Annotated in this window: 19 protein-coding genes and 1 rRNA gene; 1 reads left to right on the top strand and 19 read right to left on the bottom strand. The window is 66.8% G+C overall.

The window, feature by feature from the left end; translation table 11 throughout:
* The first annotated feature begins 119 nt into the window (after nucleotides 1–119).
* Nucleotides 120–803 (top strand): nitroreductase family protein, encoded by a 684-nt coding sequence (locus tag G6N38_RS27365; RefSeq protein ID WP_163751243.1) that lies wholly within the window; start codon nucleotides 120–122, stop codon nucleotides 801–803.
* Here G6N38_RS27365 and G6N38_RS27370 read toward each other — a convergent pair.
* From G6N38_RS27370 to rrf, 19 genes are all read right to left on the bottom strand, one after another.
* Nucleotides 800–1,111, bottom strand: a complete 312-nt coding sequence (locus tag G6N38_RS27370) for a hypothetical protein (protein ID WP_163751244.1) — start codon at nucleotides 1,109–1,111, stop codon at nucleotides 800–802. The genes G6N38_RS27365 and G6N38_RS27370 overlap by 4 nt on opposite strands.
* A gap of 50 nt (nucleotides 1,112–1,161) precedes the next feature.
* Nucleotides 1,162–2,565 carry a ribosome biogenesis GTPase Der gene (gene der / locus G6N38_RS27375; RefSeq protein WP_163751245.1) on the bottom strand — a complete coding sequence of 468 codons (1,404 nt, stop codon included), beginning with the start codon at nucleotides 2,563–2,565 and terminating at the stop codon, nucleotides 1,162–1,164.
* Nucleotides 2,562–3,242, bottom strand: coding sequence for a (d)CMP kinase (cmk, locus tag G6N38_RS27380; protein WP_163751246.1), 681 nt, complete (start codon nucleotides 3,240–3,242; stop codon nucleotides 2,562–2,564). The genes der and cmk overlap by 4 nt, the downstream gene beginning before the upstream one ends.
* Nucleotides 3,239–3,982 (bottom strand): pseudouridine synthase, encoded by a 744-nt coding sequence (locus tag G6N38_RS27385; RefSeq protein WP_163751247.1) that lies wholly within the window; start codon nucleotides 3,980–3,982, stop codon nucleotides 3,239–3,241. The genes cmk and G6N38_RS27385 overlap by 4 nt, the downstream gene beginning before the upstream one ends.
* Nucleotides 3,975–4,664: an SMC-Scp complex subunit ScpB gene (gene scpB / locus G6N38_RS27390; RefSeq protein WP_163751248.1), complete on the bottom strand. Its 690-nt coding sequence runs from the start codon at nucleotides 4,662–4,664 to the stop codon at nucleotides 3,975–3,977. The genes G6N38_RS27385 and scpB overlap by 8 nt, the downstream gene beginning before the upstream one ends.
* A 2-nt stretch (nucleotides 4,665–4,666) precedes the next feature.
* The gene (locus tag G6N38_RS27395; RefSeq protein ID WP_163751249.1) at nucleotides 4,667–5,482 is read right to left on the bottom strand and encodes a segregation/condensation protein A; all 816 of its coding nucleotides are present in this window, start codon (nucleotides 5,480–5,482) and stop codon (nucleotides 4,667–4,669) included.
* Complete coding sequence (locus G6N38_RS27400; RefSeq protein ID WP_407663025.1) at nucleotides 5,479–6,357, bottom strand: ParA family protein; 879 nt, start codon at nucleotides 6,355–6,357, stop codon at nucleotides 5,479–5,481. The genes G6N38_RS27395 and G6N38_RS27400 overlap by 4 nt, the downstream gene beginning before the upstream one ends.
* A gap of 77 nt (nucleotides 6,358–6,434) precedes the next feature.
* Nucleotides 6,435–7,487 (bottom strand): site-specific tyrosine recombinase XerD, encoded by a 1,053-nt coding sequence (gene xerD / locus G6N38_RS27405; RefSeq protein WP_246227477.1) that lies wholly within the window; start codon nucleotides 7,485–7,487, stop codon nucleotides 6,435–6,437.
* Complete coding sequence (locus G6N38_RS27410; RefSeq protein WP_163751250.1) at nucleotides 7,484–8,107, bottom strand: NUDIX domain-containing protein; 624 nt, start codon at nucleotides 8,105–8,107, stop codon at nucleotides 7,484–7,486. The genes xerD and G6N38_RS27410 overlap by 4 nt, the downstream gene beginning before the upstream one ends.
* Complete coding sequence (locus tag G6N38_RS27415; RefSeq protein WP_163751251.1) at nucleotides 8,100–9,863, bottom strand: CTP synthase; 1,764 nt, start codon at nucleotides 9,861–9,863, stop codon at nucleotides 8,100–8,102. The genes G6N38_RS27410 and G6N38_RS27415 overlap by 8 nt, the downstream gene beginning before the upstream one ends.
* Nucleotides 9,864–10,010: 147 nt before the next feature.
* A complete protein-coding gene (locus tag G6N38_RS27420; RefSeq protein WP_163751252.1) occupies nucleotides 10,011–10,952 on the bottom strand; it encodes a copper transporter in 942 nt (313 codons plus the stop codon).
* Nucleotides 10,953–10,977: 25 nt separating this feature from the next.
* The gene (gene steA / locus G6N38_RS27425) at nucleotides 10,978–12,162 is read right to left on the bottom strand and encodes a putative cytokinetic ring protein SteA (protein WP_163751253.1); all 1,185 of its coding nucleotides are present in this window, start codon (nucleotides 12,160–12,162) and stop codon (nucleotides 10,978–10,980) included.
* Between the two features lie 171 nt (nucleotides 12,163–12,333).
* Nucleotides 12,334–14,085 (bottom strand): DNA repair protein RecN, encoded by a 1,752-nt coding sequence (gene recN / locus G6N38_RS27430; protein ID WP_163751254.1) that lies wholly within the window; start codon nucleotides 14,083–14,085, stop codon nucleotides 12,334–12,336.
* A 7-nt stretch (nucleotides 14,086–14,092) separates the two neighbouring features.
* Complete coding sequence (locus G6N38_RS27435; RefSeq protein WP_163751255.1) at nucleotides 14,093–15,016, bottom strand: NAD kinase; 924 nt, start codon at nucleotides 15,014–15,016, stop codon at nucleotides 14,093–14,095.
* Nucleotides 15,013–15,822: a TlyA family RNA methyltransferase gene (locus G6N38_RS27440; protein WP_163751256.1), complete on the bottom strand. Its 810-nt coding sequence runs from the start codon at nucleotides 15,820–15,822 to the stop codon at nucleotides 15,013–15,015. Before G6N38_RS27440 ends, G6N38_RS27435 begins: the two co-directional genes overlap by 4 nt.
* A gap of 9 nt (nucleotides 15,823–15,831) precedes the next feature.
* The gene (locus tag G6N38_RS30305; RefSeq protein ID WP_170314191.1) at nucleotides 15,832–16,008 is read right to left on the bottom strand and encodes a hypothetical protein; all 177 of its coding nucleotides are present in this window, start codon (nucleotides 16,006–16,008) and stop codon (nucleotides 15,832–15,834) included.
* A gap of 8 nt (nucleotides 16,009–16,016) precedes the next feature.
* Nucleotides 16,017–17,042, bottom strand: coding sequence for an HAD-IIA family hydrolase (locus G6N38_RS27445; RefSeq protein ID WP_163752479.1), 1,026 nt, complete (start codon nucleotides 17,040–17,042; stop codon nucleotides 16,017–16,019).
* A 1-nt stretch (nucleotide 17,043) separates the two neighbouring features.
* The gene (locus G6N38_RS27450) at nucleotides 17,044–17,880 is read right to left on the bottom strand and encodes a tetratricopeptide repeat protein (protein WP_407662840.1); all 837 of its coding nucleotides are present in this window, start codon (nucleotides 17,878–17,880) and stop codon (nucleotides 17,044–17,046) included.
* A 121-nt stretch (nucleotides 17,881–18,001) separates the two neighbouring features.
* Nucleotides 18,002–18,115, bottom strand: a 5S ribosomal RNA gene (gene rrf, locus G6N38_RS27455).
* Between the last annotated feature and the right edge of the window lie 90 nt (nucleotides 18,116–18,205).

The following is an 18,205-nucleotide window of genomic DNA, read 5'->3' on the forward strand; positions in this document are numbered from 1 at the left end:
CCTATCCGGATTGCCGATCATCGCCGACAGTGGGCATCGCGCTCACCAAACAGTCTCCACTGCAACGTGATACGTCACACAGGACTACGTCGAGCACGAGACCAATAACCTCGTTCTCTATGAGCGAGATACCAAGTACCGACCAGGCGCTGGCCGCCCTGAGCATGCCCCTCCTCGACGCGATGATGACCCAGCGAGCCATCCGACGGGTAAAACCCGACCCGGTCGATGACGCCATCGTCGCCAAATGCATCGAGCTCGGGCTGCGCGCCCCCACCGGCTCCAACGGCCAGAACTGGGAATTCATCGTCGTCAAGGACCAACGGGTCAAGGACAAGCTCGGCAAGCGCTACCGCCAAGGCTGGTCGCTCTACGGGGCCATGGGCGAGCGGATGGCCAAGGGCGACGAATCGATGCTGAAGATCCTGCGCTCCGTGAAATGGCAGGTCGAGCACTTCAGCGAGATCCCGGTGCTGGTCATTCCCTGCCTGCGTGGTGGCATGCGCCTGCCCTACGTCCCGACCCCGTTCGTCGGTGAATCGTCCTTCTTTGGGTCGATTTATCCGAGCGTGCAGAATCTGCTGCTCGCCGCACGTGCCATGGGATTGGGCGCGTCACTGATCACGATGCCGCTGTGGAGCGTCACGTCGGCACGCAAAACTCTCGGCTTACCGCTGTCGGTAACCCCGGTCTGTGTGATTCCCCTGGGCTGGCCGAAGGGACGCTACGGCCCAACCACCCGTAAATCAGTCGAGGACGTGGTGCACCTCGACTCGTACGGAAATCGGTGGCTCAAGCCCTAACGGTGGCCACCGCCGCTGCCGGGGGCGCCGCCCGCCGGACCACCGTGGAAGTCGCCCCCACCAGCGTTGAATCCCGGTTCGGCCACTTCGGCCTCGGTCAGCATGTCACTGGTGTCCGGGATCACCGACGGCGCGCAGTCCATCGAGAAGCTGTCCTCGGTGTCAGTTTCCTGGCACGCCAGCACCCGGGGCGCAGCACCCTGAAAGGCGCCGCTGAACACGGCGACCGCGGGTGCAGCAGCAATCATTAATCCGGCGATCCCGTAGACCAGGCGACGGGCGGGCACTGAAGACGTAGCAAACTCCATGCCTGTCAATCTACTGGGTGGCAGCCGTGAAATCCCGTCAAACCCGCCGATTAACGCGGTTTGAGCTTGCGCTTCTCCCGAACGCGAACGTTGATCCGGATCGGACTGCCCTCGAAACCGAACGTCTCGCGCAGCCGGCGCTCCAGGAACCGGCGGTAGCCGGCCTCCAGAAAGCCACTGGTGAACAGCACAAACGTCGGCGGACGCGCGGTGGCCTGGGTCGCGAACAGGATCCGCGGCTGTTTTCCGCCGCGCACCGGCGGCGGTGTGGCCGCGACGATTTCCTTGATCCACGTGTTGAGCTGACCCGTCGAGATCCGGGCATCCCAGGACGACAGCGCGGTCTCCATCGCCGGTACGAGCTTCTGTACCGCCCGACCACTCTTGGCTGAAATGTTGACCCGCGGCGCCCATTGCAGCTGCGTCAGCTCGCGGTCGATCTCCTTGTCGAGCAGGTAGCGCCGATCCTCGTCGACCAGATCCCACTTGTTGAACGCCAGCACCAGTGCCCGGCCCGCTTCGATGACCATCGTCAGCACCCGCTGGTCCTGCTCGGTCAGTGGCTGTGACGCGTCGATCAACACCACCACCACCTCGGCGGCATCGATCGCGCTGTGCGTGCGCACCGAGGCGTAGAACTCGTGTCCGCTGGCCTGCCCAACCCGTCGGCGCAAGCCAGCGGTGTCGACGAAACGCCATGTCTTGCCGCCCAATTCGATCAACGAGTCCACCGGGTCGACCGTGGTACCCGCGACGTCGTGCACCACTGAGCGCTCGGCACCCGCCAGCCGGTTCAGCAGCGAGCTCTTGCCGACGTTCGGCTTGCCGACCAGCGCAACGCGCCGCGGCCCCCCGGCCGCCGGAGCGACCTCAGACGCGGTGGGAAGCGCCTCGACGAGCTCGTCGAGCAGATCGGCCACCCCGCGGCCGTGTATCGCGCTGATCGGATGCGGCTCCCCCAGCCCCAGCGACCACAATGCCGCGGCGTCGGCCTCACCCTTCTCGTTGTCAACCTTGTTGGCCGCCAAGAACACCGGCTTCCCCGACCGGCGCAGAATTCGCGCCGCGGCCTCGTCGCCGGTGGTCGCACCGACCGTCGCATCCACCACCAGGATGATCGCGTCGGCGGTCTGCATCGCCACCGAAGCTTGCTCGGCCACCAGCTGCTGCAGACCCTTCGCGTCGGGCTCCCATCCGCCGGTGTCCTGCACGACGAAGCGCCGCCCGATCCAGGAGGCGTCGTAGGACACCCGATCGCGGGTCACCCCTGGCAGATCCTGCACGACGGCCTCGCGACGACCCAGGATCCGGTTCACCAAGGTCGACTTGCCGACGTTGGGCCGCCCGACGATGGCGACCACCGGCGGCGGCGCGAACGCCTCGCCGTCCTCGCCCTCGAAACCCTCTTCGGTGAGCTCCCAGTCGCTTTCGTCAGACCAAGTACCGTCACTCATCGCACTGCCCCGCTTCGCTGTTCGACCAGCTGCAGCAGGTGTGCCACGACTTCGGCCTCGGTCATCTCGCTGGTGTCGACGATCACCGCGTCATCGGCCGGACGTAGCGGCGACACCGCACGCGTCGAGTCCAGGTGATCGCGGCGCCGCACATCGGCCAGCACCGTCTCGTAATCGTCGGACAACCCGACCGCGACGTTCTGATCGTTGCGCCGACGTGCCCGGGTCTCGGCCGAAGCGGTGAGGAAAATCTTTACATCGGCATCCGGCAGCACGACGGTGCCGATATCGCGGCCTTCGACCACGACATTGTCTGGCCCGGAGGCCAATTCACGCTGCAATGCCACCAGTCGGGTACGCACGCGGGGCACCGCCGACACCGCCGACACCGCACGGGTGACCTCGTCGCCGCGGATCTCGGCCGAAACATCTTCGCCGCCAAGATAAGCGCGATCGACATCCGGGTCGTTGCCCACCGATAACGGAACATCGGCGGCCGCCGCGATCGCCTCGGGATCGCTCAAGTCGACCTTGGCGCGCAGTGTCGACAGGGTCACCAGCCGATACATTGCCCCGGTGTCCAGGTAGTGCGCATCCAGCGCGCGCGCCAATCCTCGCGACACCGAAGACTTTCCGGTCCCGGCCGGACCGTCGACCGCGACTACCACACCACTCACAGCCCTACCGCCTTGTACAGTTCGCCAACTTCCTTGCGGGTCAACACGCGAATGCTGCCCGGCCGCTGCTCACCAAGTGTCACCTCACCGATGCTGACCCGCACCAGCGCCTCCACCGGATAGCCCACTGCAGCGAGCAGCCTGCGCACGATTCTCTTGCGTCCTTCATGCAGTGTCAGCCGCAACAACGTCTTACCCGGCACCGCATCGACGACCGCGAAATCGTCGACCGATGCCGGCCCGTCGTCCAGCTCGACACCCGCTCGCAGTGTCTTGCCCAAACCCTTTGGCACCGAACCGGTCACCGTCGCCAGGTACGTCTTGGGCACCTCGAACGACGGATGCATCAGCCGATGTGCCAACTCGCCGTCGTTGGTCAGCAGCAACAAGCCCTCGGTATCGGCGTCCAGGCGCCCGACGTGAAACAGGTTCTTGTTGCCGCGCACCCGGTGTTCGACCAGATCGCCGACACACGGCCGGCCACGGTCGTCCGACATCGTCGAATGCATGCCGATGGGCTTGTTGATCGCGAGATACATCATCGTGTCGTCCAGGACGATCCGCGACCCGTCCACGCGGATGTCGGCAGTGGCTGGGTCCACCCGGGTACCCATTTCGGTGACGATCTGTCCGTCGACCTCGACCCGGCCGTCGAGGATCATCCGCTCGGCGACCCGTCGTGACGCGATTCCGGCCTGCGACAAGACCTTCTGCAGTCGCACGCCTTCTGGTTCAGGCATCGGTGTCCACCTCGAAGGACTTGTTGGGCTCTGCGCTACCGCCACCGGACAGTTTGGCGAAACGTGGTTCGTCGTCCAGGTTTTCACTCATCTCGTCGATCACGTCGACGTCGGGAAGCAGCGGGGCAATATCGGGCAGGTCGGTCAGCGACGAGAGTCCGAGCCGCTCGAGGAACAGCTCAGTCGTCGCGAATGTCGTTGCGCCGGTGTCCTCGTCGGCGCCGGCCTCAGTGATCAGCCCGCGTGCCACCAGCGTTCGGATCACTGCGTCGACGTTGACGCCGCGTACCGCACTGACCCGTGCCCGGGTGACCGGCTGGCGGTAGGCCACCACCGCCAGCGTCTCCAGCGCCGCCCGGGTCAGCTTCGACCGTGACCCGTCCAGCAGCAGCCGCTCCACATAGGGGGCCAGCCGGGCCCGGGTGTACATCCGCCAGCCACCGCCCGCCTCACGCAGATCGATACCGCTGTCCCGGGCCGCCAACTCGCCGGCCATCAACTCCAGTTTGGCGGTGATTCGATACACCGGCTGTTCGGTCACTGTTGCCAACGTCTCTGCGCTGACGGGGGTCTCCACCACCAGCAACAGCGCCTCCAGCACCCGGCCCAGTTCGTCGTCGTCCAGATCGGCGTGGGCGACGTCGCTGTCCAGGTCGGGTACTTCGCCCGCGTCCTCGGTCATGGTTAGTTCTGCTCTTCTTCCCACTCGGATCTGACCAGCTCATCGTCTACCTGCCGGTCTCCGGTCCATGAAACCTGGAGCACACCAAGCGGTTCTAATTGCTCAAATGCTACCGTCCTGGCTCGATACAGTTCGAGCAGCGCCAGGAAGCGCCCGACGATCTGGATCGGCTCATCGCAGTCGGCAACCAACTCCGTGAACGACGCCCACTGCCCCACCCCGCGTGCGGACAAGAACTCCAGCAACCGCTCGGCCTGTTCGGGCACCGACACCTGCGATGCGTGCAGATGTTCGGTGCCGACGGTGGGCACCGGCCGTGGGGTGAACGCGGCGGCCGCGATCTCGGCGAAGCTGGCCGCGTCGACACCCAGCATGACCTCGGGAAGCAGGTCGGCGAACCGGTCCTCGAGCGCGACGGCGCGCGGGTAGCTCCGCAGCGCCGCGGCCTCCAGTTCGGCGAACATCACGGCGACGTGCTTGAACGCCCGGTACTGGAGCAGCCGCGCGAACAACAGGTCGCGCACTTCCAGCAGCGCCAGGTCCTCTTCGTCGTGCACTTCCCCGGAGGGCAGCAGCCGGGCGGCCTTGAGATCGAGCAACGTGGCGGCAATCACCAGAAATGTGGTGGTCTCGTCGAGCTCGAGTTGGGGACCGATCGCACGCGTGTACGCGATGAACTCATCAGTCACCTGATGCAGTGCGACCTCGGTCACATCGAGGCGATGGGCAAAGATCAGCTGCAACAGCAGATCGAAGGGACCCTCGAAGTTGGTCAGCGTGACACGGAAGCCCTTTTCAGGCGCCGGCTGCTCGGTCACTTGCCGAAGCGGTCGATGACCTCACGGGCCAGCGATCGATATGCCTGTGCACCAGCGGATTTCGGCGCCCAGGTGGTGATGGGCTCGCCGGCGACACTGGTCTCGGGGAAGCGCACGGTGCGGGTGATCACGGTGTCGAACACCAGGTCGCCGAAGCGTTCCAGGACACGTGCCATCACCTCGCGGGCGTTGACCGTGCGGTTGTCGTAGCGGGTGATCAGGATCCCGCTGATCGTCAGGCGCGGGTTGAGCCGCTCGCGCACCTTGTCGACGGTGTCGGTGAGCAGTGCCAGCCCACGCAGCGAGAAGTACTCGCACTCGGTCGGGATGACCACCCCGTCGGAGCAGGCTAGCGCGTTGACGGTGAGCAGGCCCAGCGACGGCTGGCAGTCGATCAACACATAGTCGTAGCGGTCGAGCACCGGGTGCAGCGCGCGCGCCAAGGTCTGCTCGCGGCCGACCTCGTTGACCAGCTGGATCTCGGCGGCCGACAGATCGATGTTGCTGGGCACCAGGTCCAGGTTCTTGACCCGGGTATTGATCAGCACCTCATCGATGCTCACCCGCGGCTCGATCATCAGGTTGTGCACCGTGTGGGCGAGTTCGTAGTGCGGCACGCCCAGCCCGGCCGATAACGCACCCTGCGGGTCGAGGTCCACCAGCAGCACCCGGCGGCCGTACTCGGCCAGGGCCGCCCCCAGGTTGATCGTGGAGGTGGTCTTGCCGACGCCGCCCTTCTGGTTACACATCGAGATGACCTTGGCCGGCCCATGCGAGGTCAGCGGCTGTGGTTCGGGAATGTGGCGGGGCGGGCGGCCGGTGAGACCGATAGCGGAATCGTCTGCCTCGTCGGTCACGCCGTGCCCCCCCGTCATCAGGCGATTCGGCGGCGTGGCGAACATCCGCGAAAGTCTAACGGTGTGCCGGCTCGCCGAATGGCAGACCCGCGACATCATGCCCGCGGATGTGCGCCGGCCCAGACCTCGCGCAGCGCGTGCACGGTGACCAGGGTGTAGATCTGCGTCGTGGTGACCGATGCGTGTCCCAGCAGCTCCTGGACCACGCGGACATCGGCCCCACCGTCGAGCAGGTGGGTGGCGAACGAGTGCCGCAGCGTGTGCGGCGACACCGCCGCCGAGATGCCCGCCCGCTCGGCGGCATCCTGCAAGACCTGCCAGGCGCTCTGCCGGGACAGCCGCCCGCCGCGCGCATTCAGGAAGATGGCCGGCGTGGCGCGTCCCCGGCGCGCCAGATCGGGGCGGCCACGGACCAGGTAGGCGTCCAGCGCCGCGATCGCGGGCCGGCCGACCGGAACCAGCCGCTGCTTACCGCCCTTCCCACGCAGCAGCACCGACCGCGCTTCGGTGTCGACATCATCGACATCAAGTCCGACAGCCTCGGAGATTCGGGCGCCAGTCGAATACAGCAGCTCCAGCATGGCGCGGTTGCGCAGGGTCAGCGGCCCGTCGGACGGGTTGTCCCCGCCGGCGCCGTCGAGCAGGGCCAGCACCTCGTCGAGGCTCAGGCTCTTCGGAAGACGCCGGCTGGGCGTGGGTGGCTTGACCGCCCTGGCGACGTCGATGCCGATAATCCCTTCCGCGGCGGCGAACCGGTGAAACCCGCGCACCGCGATCACCGCCCGTGCCGCCGACACCGCCGACAGGGGCACCGTGCCGGCGTCGGGGTCGCCGCGGCGCAGCGCCACTAGGAAGTCGCTGACGTCGTTCTCGGTGACGTTGGTCAGGTCGTCGATCCCACGCAGAGCCAGGTGCTCGACGTAGCGACGCAGGTCACGCCGGTACGAGCTGATGGTGTTGGCCGCCACTCCGCGCTCGATGGTGAGGTGGTCGAGGTAGCCCTGCAGCTGATCGTCGAGTGCGGTTCGGAGGGCAGGAGCGGAGCGACCCGGGATATCGGTTCGGAGGGCAGGAGCGGAGCGACCCGGGATATCGGTTCGGAGGGCAGGAGCGGAGCGACCCGGGACATCGGCCGAGAAGGTCGTCATGACCCGGCCTTCCCCGCGGCGAACGCGGTCGGGCGGTCGGGGAACGGCGTGTCCACGGGCCTGGTCGAATGGCCGTCCACGATCACCGCGTGCGCGGCCAGAATGCCCGCCACGGCAGTCGAATTCACGATCTCACCGGACAGCACCTGCTGTACAGCATCTTTGACGTGCACCCAGTGCACTTCCATGTCGGCTTCTTCATCGTGCCCTTCGGGGCGCCCGACATCACTCAGTCCCCGAGCCAGATACACCCGCAACGCCTCGTCGCTGAAGCCCGGAGAGGAAATCAAATCGACCAGCACATCCCAGCGTTGGGCAGTCAGTCCGGTTTCCTCACCCAGCTCGCGCGCCGCGGCAACCACCGGGTCCTCCCCCGGTTCGTCGAGCAGCCCGGCCGGCAGCTCCCACAACCGGCGCCCGACGGGATGCCGGTACTGATAGACCATCGCCACGCGGCCGGTTTCGTCGACCGCGGCGACGGCCACCGCACCATAGTGTTCGACGACTTCGCGCTTGGCGACGTTGCCGCCCGGCATTCGGACCTGATCAACTCGCAGGGCGAGAATGTTTCCGCGATAAACGGTTTCGGAGGATACGGTCTCGAAATCGTGCTTAGCCACGAGATGAGTGCTCTGGAACCTGCTCGGCCAGCGGCTGCGCCGAATGTTCCCTACCGTTGGAGTGCTGTTCGGGAATCTCCACCGGCAGCCGCTCGGCGGCCTTGTACTCGATGGCCGCACCAATGAACGACACGAACAGCGGATGGGGACGAGTCGGCCTGCTCTTGAGTTCAGGGTGTGCCTGCGTGCCGACCAGGAACGGGTGGACCTCGCGGGGATATTCGACGAACTCGACCAGGTGACCGTCGGGCGACGTGCCCGAGAACCGCAGGCCACTCTCTGCGATCTGATCGCGGTAGTCGTTATTGACCTCGTAGCGGTGCCGGTGTCGCTCGGACACATGCGTGGCCTGATAGGCCTCGGCCACAATCGATCCCGCTTCCAGCGTCGCGGGGTAGGCACCCAGCCGCATGGTGCCGCCCAGGTCGGCCTCGCCGGCCACCGCATCACGCTGATCGGCCATCGTCGAGATCACCGGATCAGGTGTGTCCTCGTCGAATTCGGCCGAGTTGGCTTCGGTCAGGCCGACCGAACGGGCCGCCTCGATCACGATGCACTGCAGTCCTAGGCACAGGCCGAGGACCGGAAGCCCACGTTGGCGGGCGTGGCGGATCGCGCCGATCTTGCCCTCGATCCCGCGGATGCCGAATCCGCCGGGGATCAGTACCCCGTGCACATCACCCAGTGCAGTCGCTGCGCCGCTGTCGGTCTCGCAGTCGTCAGAGGCCACCCAGCGCATCTCCACCTTCGCGCGGTGGGCGAAGCCGCCGGCCCGCAGCGCCTCGGCCACTGACAAGTACGCGTCAGACAGGTCGACGTACTTGCCCACCAATGCGATTCGCACGGTTTCCTTGGGGTCGTGCACCCGGCCGAGCAGGTCGTTCCATTGGGTCCAATCGACGTCGCGGAACGGCAGACTGAGCCGGCGCACCACGTAGGCGTCGAGTTCCTCCCGATGGAGCACCTTGGGAATGTCGTAGATCGACGGCGCGTCGGGAGTGGAGATCACCCCGTCGATGTCGACGTCGCACATCAGCGCGATCTTGTTCTTCAGCGGCTCAGGAACGTCGCGATCGCACCGCAGGATCAGTGCGTCGGGGCTGATGCCAATGCTCCGTAGCGCCGCCACCGAGTGCTGGGTGGGCTTGGTCTTGAGTTCACCCGACGGCGCCAGATAGGGCACCAGCGAGACGTGCAGGAAGAAGCAGTTGTCCCGGCCCACCTCGTGGCGGACCTGCCGCGCGGCCTCCAAGAACGGCAGCGACTCGATGTCGCCGACCGTACCGCCGATCTCGGTGATCACCACGTCAGGCCGGGCGCCGGACGCGTCGGGTTCGGCCATCGCCATGATGCGGCGCTTGATCTCGTCGGTGATGTGCGGGATGACCTGAACGGTGTCGCCGAGGTACTCGCCGCGGCGCTCCTTGGCGATCACCGCCGAATACACCTGACCGGTGGTCACATTGGCCGAGCCGGAGAGGTTGCGGTCCAAGAAGCGTTCGTAGTGGCCGACGTCGAGATCGGTTTCGGCGCCGTCCTCGGTGACGAACACCTCGCCGTGCTGGAACGGGTTCATCGTTCCCGGATCGACGTTGAGGTAAGGGTCGAGCTTCTGCATCGTCACTTGCAAGCCACGTGCGGTCAGCAACTGACCGAGACTGCTTGCTGTCAGACCTTTGCCCAGAGACGAGACGACTCCACCGCTGACGAAGAGATGCTTGGTAGCGGTCTGCGGGTGCTTACGCAGTGGTGGCAAGAGCAACCTCCGTGACGACGGGCAGGGGATCGCTGTGAACTAGCTGGGGCCTGCCGACCCACGGAATCTCACCCTAACACCGACGCCGACAAGGTGGCGCTAACACGCCAGTGGGCTGCGTTACTACGGGGTTACTCCCCGGCCGGGTTACTGCGGGACGGTGATCGACGAAGCACCAGGCCCGATGCCGAACTTGCCCGTCGGGCCACCGTTGATCAGGTTCTGCAGGGCCAGCACGGTGGTGATCCGGCCGGACTCGACGCTGATGTCGTCGACGGTGGTCACGTCGGCGGCCATCCCCGCGTCGGCACGAGTCACCGCCACCGCTGCGGTTCCGCTGGCGGAGCCGTCCCGGCCGGCCAGCACGGTCCCCGCCCCGTGCGGAGCCATGGCCGCGGCGAACCGCGCTACCGTCGAACCCTGGTTACCGGCGTCGTCCCCCAACGCTCCCCCGGTGACAATGACCGCGGTGTTGGCCGCGCCGATGTGATCGCCTGGGTAGGTCAGGAAGCCGGTGTCGCGCAGCGCAGCCAGCACCGTGTCGCGCTGGGTGTCGTCGGCGGGTCTGATCTCGGGCTTGCGATTGATCAGCAGCGCGATGCCGAGCAGATCACCGGCTTGGGATCCCTGATCGACCATCGTGGTGCTCAGCTGCGCCCCGGCGGGCACGATCGAGGAATTCACCACCGAGCGCAGCTTCTCCGCGGAATTCGCGTCGACGAACTGTTGGGTCAGGGCGATCGTCCCGGTGACCACGCCGCCGGCCTGGCCGACGATCCGGCTCATCGCTGCCACGTCGTCGTTGTCGGCGTCCGGCGTACGGATCAGCACCACCGATTTGCCGGCCAGTGCGTCGCGCACAATCCGGCCCGACATCTGGGCGTCGAAATCATTAGCAGCACCCAGCTTTTCGTTGACCGCATTGCGCTGATCGGTAAGCGTGGTGATCTGTTTGTTCAGATCCTGCTTTTCGGCGCGCAACCCGGACAGCAGCGTGTCCGAGAGCACGCCGGAACCCAAGAACACCCCGACAGCCAGCGCAAGGAATACTGCAGCCAGCGAAATGGCATGTTGGCGTAGCGAAATCACAGCGATGAGCCTTTCTGCCCTACGCCTAGGTCACCCAGCTCTGCACCCACAGCGAGAAACGGTTCCAGTAGGTCACGATCCAGTCGATGACGAACGTGTCGGCCCGCGATACCCACAGCGCGGCGATGATGGCGAACAGAACCGCCAGGATCAGCATGGCGATCGCGCCGCCGGAGATGTGGTTGCGGTACAGCGTGGCAACGGCTTTCGCATCAACCAGCTTCTCACCCACCTTCAACCGGGTGAGGAAGGTCGACGGATTGCTCTGTTGGCGGGACCGGTCGAAGAACTCTTCGATACTGGCCGAATGGCCTGCGGTGACAATCAGCGCTGCGCCATGGTGATCGACCAGTAGCAGCGCCAGGTCGGCGGCCGAGCCCGCGGCCGGGAACGTCATCGCCCCGATGCCCAGGTCCTGAATGCGCTCCAGACCGTTGGCGTGTCCGTCGGAGTCGGCGGGCAGCACCACCTGCGCACCGCTCTTGAGAACGTCGGCGCTCATCTGATCGGGATTACCGACGATCAGCTGTGGCCGATACCCGTGCTTCTGCAGAATGTCGGCGCCGCTCTCCACACCGACCAGCACCGGCTGGTACTCCTTGATGAACGGCTTGAGCGCTTTGAGGTCTTCCTCGGCGCCGGGTCCGTCGGCTACCACCAGGACGTGGCGGCGGTAGACGTCGACGTCGATCTCGGGGATGCCAATCCCGTCGATCAGCAGCGGGCTCTCGCTACGGATGAACTCGATGGTGTTGCCGGCGAAGGCCTCGAGATGCGCGACGAGTCCCGTCTTGGCGTCCTGCATGAGGTCGGCGATCTCTTCGTCGCTGCGCTCCACCCCGATGGCCAGCCGGCGATCGCCGGCATACACGCCACCGTTGTGCAGCCGAATCTTCGCGCCGTCCTTGATCTTCTTGAAGACCTCCGGGCCGGCGCTGTCGATCAGCGTGATGTTGTTGGCCACCAACACCTCCGGGCCGAGGTTCGGGTAGCGGCCCGAGATCGACGGGGAGGCGTTGACCACGCCCGCGATGTTGGCGTCGACCAGAGCGTCAGCGGTCATGCGATCCAGATCGAGGATGTCGAGCACGACGATGTCGCCCGGGCCGATGCGGCGCAGCAGGCGGTCGATGTCGCGATCGACGCGGGCCGTACCCGTGACGCCTGGTCGTGCACCGGTGTTACGCGAGAGAAGCGCTGACATCTTCATGGGGCGATTCTGTCGGCGTCGGCGCCTATATCAGCGGAGGCGCGCCGTAACAACAGCCCCACAAGTCACATTTTGTCACAGGAGTAACACGGTTTGGCCGCTGCCGGAAATGACCGTCGACGTGCACGCCGAGCAAGACTGGCCCCTGCGGCTACGCCGTGGTCATCCAGCTCAATTGAGCTGTTCCTCCTGCGCGGCTTCCAGCAGTTCGCGGGCGTGCGCGCGACCGGTGTCGGATTCCCCCAGGCCAGCCAGCATGCGGGCCAACTCGGCCACCCGCTGTTCGGTGTCCAGGCGACGTACCTCGCTGGTGCCGTTGCCGGCGCTGTCGACCACGAGGTGGCTGTCGGCGTAGGCAGCCACCTGCGGCAGGTGAGTGACGACGATGACCTGATGGCTGCGGGCCAGCCGCGCGAGCCGGCGCCCGATCTGAACCGCGGCCCGACCACCCACCCCGGCATCGATCTCGTCGAACACCATCGTCGTTCCCTCGGCAGAGGCAGCCAGCACCACTTCCAACGCGAGCATCACGCGCGACAACTCGCCCCCGGATGCGCTCTTGTTCAGCGGCAGGACGTCGGTGCCACGGTGAGCAGTGAAGCCGAACTCGACGAGGTCGATACCTTCGCCGCCGGCGTGCACAGTCTCGCCGGACGGCAACCGCAGCGGCGCGCTGTCGTCGTCGCGGGCCGGCATCAGCGATACCCCGACCGCGAAGTCGGCGTGCGTCATGGCCAGGCCGGTGAGCTCGGCGGTGATGGCCTTCGCCAGTCCCTTGGCCGCCTTTATCCGCACCTTGGACAGCTCCAGCGCAGCGGTGGCCACCTGCCCGGCGAGCTCGTCGACCCGGCGGCCCAACCCAGCCAGCGCATCCTCGGACACATCCAGCTGCGCCAGACGCTCCCGGGACTGCTTGGCCCACGCCAGCACACCGTCGACGTCGGCGGCGTACTTGCGGGTCAGGCTGCGCAGCTCGGCTTGGCGGGCCAGCTTGGTCTCCAGCGCGCTCGCATCGTCGGGCAGGTCGCCCAGGAAGTGGCCAAGCTCGCGAGCAACGTCACCGACGACGGTCAACGCGTCGGCAAGTTGCCGGGACAGGGCGCCAAGCGCAGGATCGTCGGTGGACTGCAGCAGTGCCACCGCACGGCCCAAAGTGTCTGTCGCCGAATGGGGTTCACCGTCAGTGAGCTCATCAACGGACAGATTGGTACGGGCACCGGCGACCGCCTCGCGCAGCGCGTCGAGTTCCGAGAGCCGGCGGATGTCGGCCACCAGCGACTCGTCCTCGCCCGGCGCCGGGTCGACGCCGTCGATCTCAGTGAGCGCGAATTTGAGCCGGTCGGCCTCCTGAGCCAGTTCGCGAGCGCGGTTGGTCCGGTCCACGAGGTCGCGACGGGCCACCTGCCACTGATCGCGCACCTTCTTGTAGCGCTCGAGTTTGGAGTCGACGCCCGCGAAGCGATCCAGCGCGGCGCGCTGCTCCTCGGGACGCATCAGCCGCAGCTGGTCGTTCTGCCCGTGCAGCGCCAGCAGCCCGGTGGTGAACGTGGTCAGCGATTTGGCCGGCACACTGCGCCCACCCAGATAGGCGCGCGACGGGCCGTCCCGGCTGACGGTGCGCAGGGCGATGATGCTGCCGTCGTCGTCGCGGTCGGCGCCGGACGAATCCAGGATCTCGTCGATGTGGGCGGCGGTCGCGTCATCGAGTTCGGCAGTGGCGAATCGGCCCTCGACGACGGCCCGCTCGGCCCCTGATCGCACCCGGGTGGCGTCGGCTCGTGCCCCGCCCAGCAGGTGCAGCCCGGTCACCACCATCGTCTTGCCGGTGCCGGTCTCACCGGTGAGCACGGTCAGACCGCGGTCGAACTCCGCGGTCGCGGCGCTGATCGCACCCAGTGACTCGATTCGGATCTCAGCCAGCATCGGCGCTTCACTGCCCCCGCCAGCCGGTGACCGGCAGGCGGAACTTACGCACCAAACGGTCGGTGAACGGCGCACTGTCCAGCCGCACCCACTTCAGCGGCGTCGTGCACTTGGTCACCTCGAGGCGCCCGCCGGCCGGCACCCGCATCTCCCGGCGGCCGTCGCACAACACCAGCGCATCGTGGCTGTCGTCCTCGATCTCGATCGCGATCAACGCGGTCGGGCTGGTGACCATCGGCCGGGCGAACAACGCGTGAGCGTTGTTGGGTACCACGAGAATTGCCTCCAGATCCGGCCACACGACCGGCCCGCCGGCCGAGAACGCGTAGGCGGTGGACCCGGTCGGGCTTGACACCAGCACACCGTCACAGCCGAAGGACGACACCGGCCGACCGTCGATCTCCAGGACCACACCAATGACCCCGAGCCGCGCGCCTTTCTCCAAGCTGGCTTCGTTGAGCGCCCAGCCGTGCGAGATGACCTCGTCCTTGGCGCGGACGGTGATGTCCAGCGTCATCCGTTCCTCGACGCGATAGTCGCGGGCGACGACGTGTTCGAGGACGGTGTCGATGACTTCGGCTTCGGCCTCGGCGAGGAAACCGATGCGCCCGAGGTTGATTCCCAGCACCGGGATCTCGGCGTTGCGAGCCAGTTCGGCGGCCCGCAGGAAGGTGCCATCGCCGCCGAGCACCAGCACCAGCTCGCAGCCAACCGCGGCGTTGGCCTCGGCGTCCACGACTTCGATATCGGCTCCCAGGCCCTGTATGTCGGCCGGGGCCAGAAGCTGCGCGCTGCCATCGACGGCCTCTGCGGAGAGCACCCGCAGTCCGATCCCGTTGTCGCCAAGCACTTTTTCCACCCGGCGCGCTGTCTCGGTGGCCTCGTCGCGACCCGTGTGCACGACGAGCAGGATCACCCGCTCAGAAGTCATTGCGGTCCTTCCGCGACGGCGCGGCGCACCGCGGTGTCCAACTCGTCTCCGTGTAGCCCGCGTTCGGTGTCCGCGCGCAGCCACAGGAAGTACTCGACATTGCCCGACGGCCCGGGCAGCGGGCTCGCGGTCGCGCCGACAGTCTGCCAGCCCAGCGCACCGGCGCGGGCGGCGACGGCCAGCACCGCGGACGTGCGCAGCTCCGGATCGGACACCACGCCGCCGGAGCCGACCTGCTCTCGTCCGACTTCGAACTGTGGCTTCACCATGGGAACGATATCGGCGTCGCCCGACGCGCATGCGGTCAGTGCAGGCAGCACGGTGGCCAACGAGATGAATGAAAGGTCGGCGACCACCAGCCCCGCCGGCCCGCCGATGGTGTCCGGGGTGAGGTCACGCACGTTGGTGCGTTCGATGACGGCCACTCGCGGGTCCGAACGCAGCGACCAGGCCAGCTGTCCATAGCCGACGTCAACGGCCACCACCTCGGCTGCGCCACGATCCAGCAGCACCTCGGTGAAGCCACCAGTCGAGGCGCCCGCGTCCAGACAACGACGGCCCGTCGCATCGATACCGAAGACGTCCAGCGCCCCGATCAGCTTGTGCGCGCCGCGGGACACCCAGGTACGCTCGCCGCTCGCCTCGACGGTGAGGTTGGCGGTGACCGCGACGGCAGTCGCCGGTTTGACCGCTCGCATTCCATCGATGCTGACCCGGCCCGCGTCGATGAGTTCAGCGGCCTGCTGCCGCGACCGTGCCAGTCCTCGACGAACCAGCTCGGCGTCAACCCGGGCACGCCGCGTCATCGGTCGATCTCAGCCCTTCTCCACCGATTCCAGCGCATTGACCAGGATCTGGTGCGCTTCCTCGAGTTGGCGGCCGACCGCGTCGATATCGATACCGGTGGTGTCGGCACTGTGCGGGTCGACGCTGGGCAACTGTGCCAGCGCGGCATCGATTTCGGTGCGGATCTGATCGGGGTCGATACTCATATCGCCGTTCACGCTAGCCGATCGACCGTCGTCAGCAGGGACCAGCGCTGCAGCGCGGCGCGTGCGGTGTCGTCACCCGCGTGCACCGCGAGGCGACGGCCGTCGCTGGCTGAATCCCAGACGGCTCGCGCGGTAGCCCGCACGATCGAGAGCCCGTCCCCACCCGGATCGCCTCCGGCGGTCACGACGGTGACCGCACCGTCGCTCACCTCGACCCGCCAGGCCGACTGCTCGACCACCGCCAGGCTGTCGACCCCGGCGTGTAGATCCCGAAGGTCGGCCCCGATATAGGTGGGGCGCTGCTCGGGTGAGGCATGGACCGCCTCGGCCGCGGTGCTGACCCCGCACAGCACCATCAGGCACGGCAGATCCGCAGCATTGGCACCGGCGATGTCAGTATCCAGGCGATCGCCGACCACCAGTGGGTCGTCAAATGAGCCGCGCGCGAGCGCATCTCGCATCAGCGCAGTCGCGGGTTTACCGGCCACCTGAGGTTCGGCGTCGGTGGCAGCTCGTAGTGCGGCGACCATCGAGCCGTTTCCGGGCAGCAGCCCCCGCTCAGTGGGCAGCGTGCGGTCGACGTTGGCGGCCACCCAGAGTGCGCCGGACCGGATCGCCAGCGCGGCTTCGGCCAGGTCCGGCCAGCCCGTTGAGATCGAATGCCCCTGCACGACTGCGGCGGGTTCATCGGCAAACTGGCGCACAGGGCGAAGACCGACTGCCTCGATCTCGCCCGCCAGCGCGTCGGTGCCGATGATCAATACCTTCGACCCGGGCGTGAGCTGCTGGGCGAGCAAGCGCGCCGCGCTTTGGGCACTGGTCACCACGTCGTCGGCGTGGGCGGTAAAACCGAGCTCGCGCAGATGGGCCGCCACATCGTCGGCGGCGCGGGACGCGTTATTGGTGACGAACAGCTTGCGGGTGTGCACTGCGTCGAGGGCCGCGATGGCGCCCTCGGTCGGCTCATGGCCGCGGAACACCGTGCCATCCAGATCAAGCAGCAGGCAATCATGCTGCTGGGCAAGGGTTGTCACGTCAGGCCAACTCGCCGACCCGGTCTTCGGCGTCGGTGACACCGTCGAGATCGGCGGCTGCGGCATGGATGAACCACTGCAATGCCTCGGCACCGCGGTCGAGTGCCAACAACGTTTCGGCGTAGGCGTAGAACAGTCGTGCGGCCGTGGAGCCGGTGCGCGTCGGGTCCAGCTGCGGACTGGACAGCACCGCCAGGGCCTGTTCGAGCTGGCCGAGATCGGCGCGAGCGCCGGCAGAGACGATCCGCAGCTCATCAGCGTCGTCGCCAGTGAGCTGCGCGGCCTCGGGGCTGCGGGCCAGCTCGATGGCACGTTCGGGCCGGCCAACACCGCGTTCGCAGTCCGCGATCAGCGGGAGCAGCGCAGACTTGCTGCCCATCCGCCGGGCGGCACGGAACTCCGAGAGCGCCTGAGCCCAGTCGCCGCACTGATAGGCGGCGATACCGACCGCCTCTCGGACGGCCGCGATTCGCCCGGAGCGTGCGCGGGCGGCCTGAGCGTGTTCAAGGGCGGCCTGCGGATCATCGTCGAGCAGTTCCCCGGCCGCGACGAGATGGCGGGCCACAGTGTCGGCGGTCGAACGATCCAAAGTTGAAAGCTCACCCCGTATTTCAGGCGAGAGTTGCTTGGCCTCGATGGACGCCGGAATGGCAGGGGCAGCCGGCCGCTGCGTGCCGTCGCCACCTTCGGGGGTGTGTTCAGGCTGGGCCCGACGGGCGCGTCCCGGACCCGACCGGTGCGGGACGTTACCGCCCCGGCGATCACGACCGGCAGAGCCGGCGCCCACGGGGCGACGCGGCGGACGCCCGCCGGAATTACCTTGCCTGTCATCGACCACCCGTAAAGGATACGGGCACCGGTCAGACGGCCACAATTCGGACAATTGAATTAGTGCAGGAAATCGACTGGAAAAAAAGGAAATGCCCCCCGATTTCTCGGGGGGCATTTCACTAAATTGTGTTCGGCGGTGTCCTACTTTTCCACCCGTGTTGGGTAGTATCATCGGCGCTGGCAGGCTTAGCTTCCGGGTTCGGGATGGGTCCGGGCGTTTCCCTGCCGCTATGGCCGCCGTAACTCTATTCACTCGTTGTTGAGTGTGAATCTGGTGTTTTGGTGGTGGGGTGCGGTGTTGTGATTGGTGTGGTGTGGTTGCGGGCAGATGT

This window comes from Mycolicibacterium helvum (genome assembly GCF_010731895.1).
GTDB lineage: Bacteria > Actinomycetota > Actinomycetes > Mycobacteriales > Mycobacteriaceae > Mycobacterium > Mycobacterium helvum.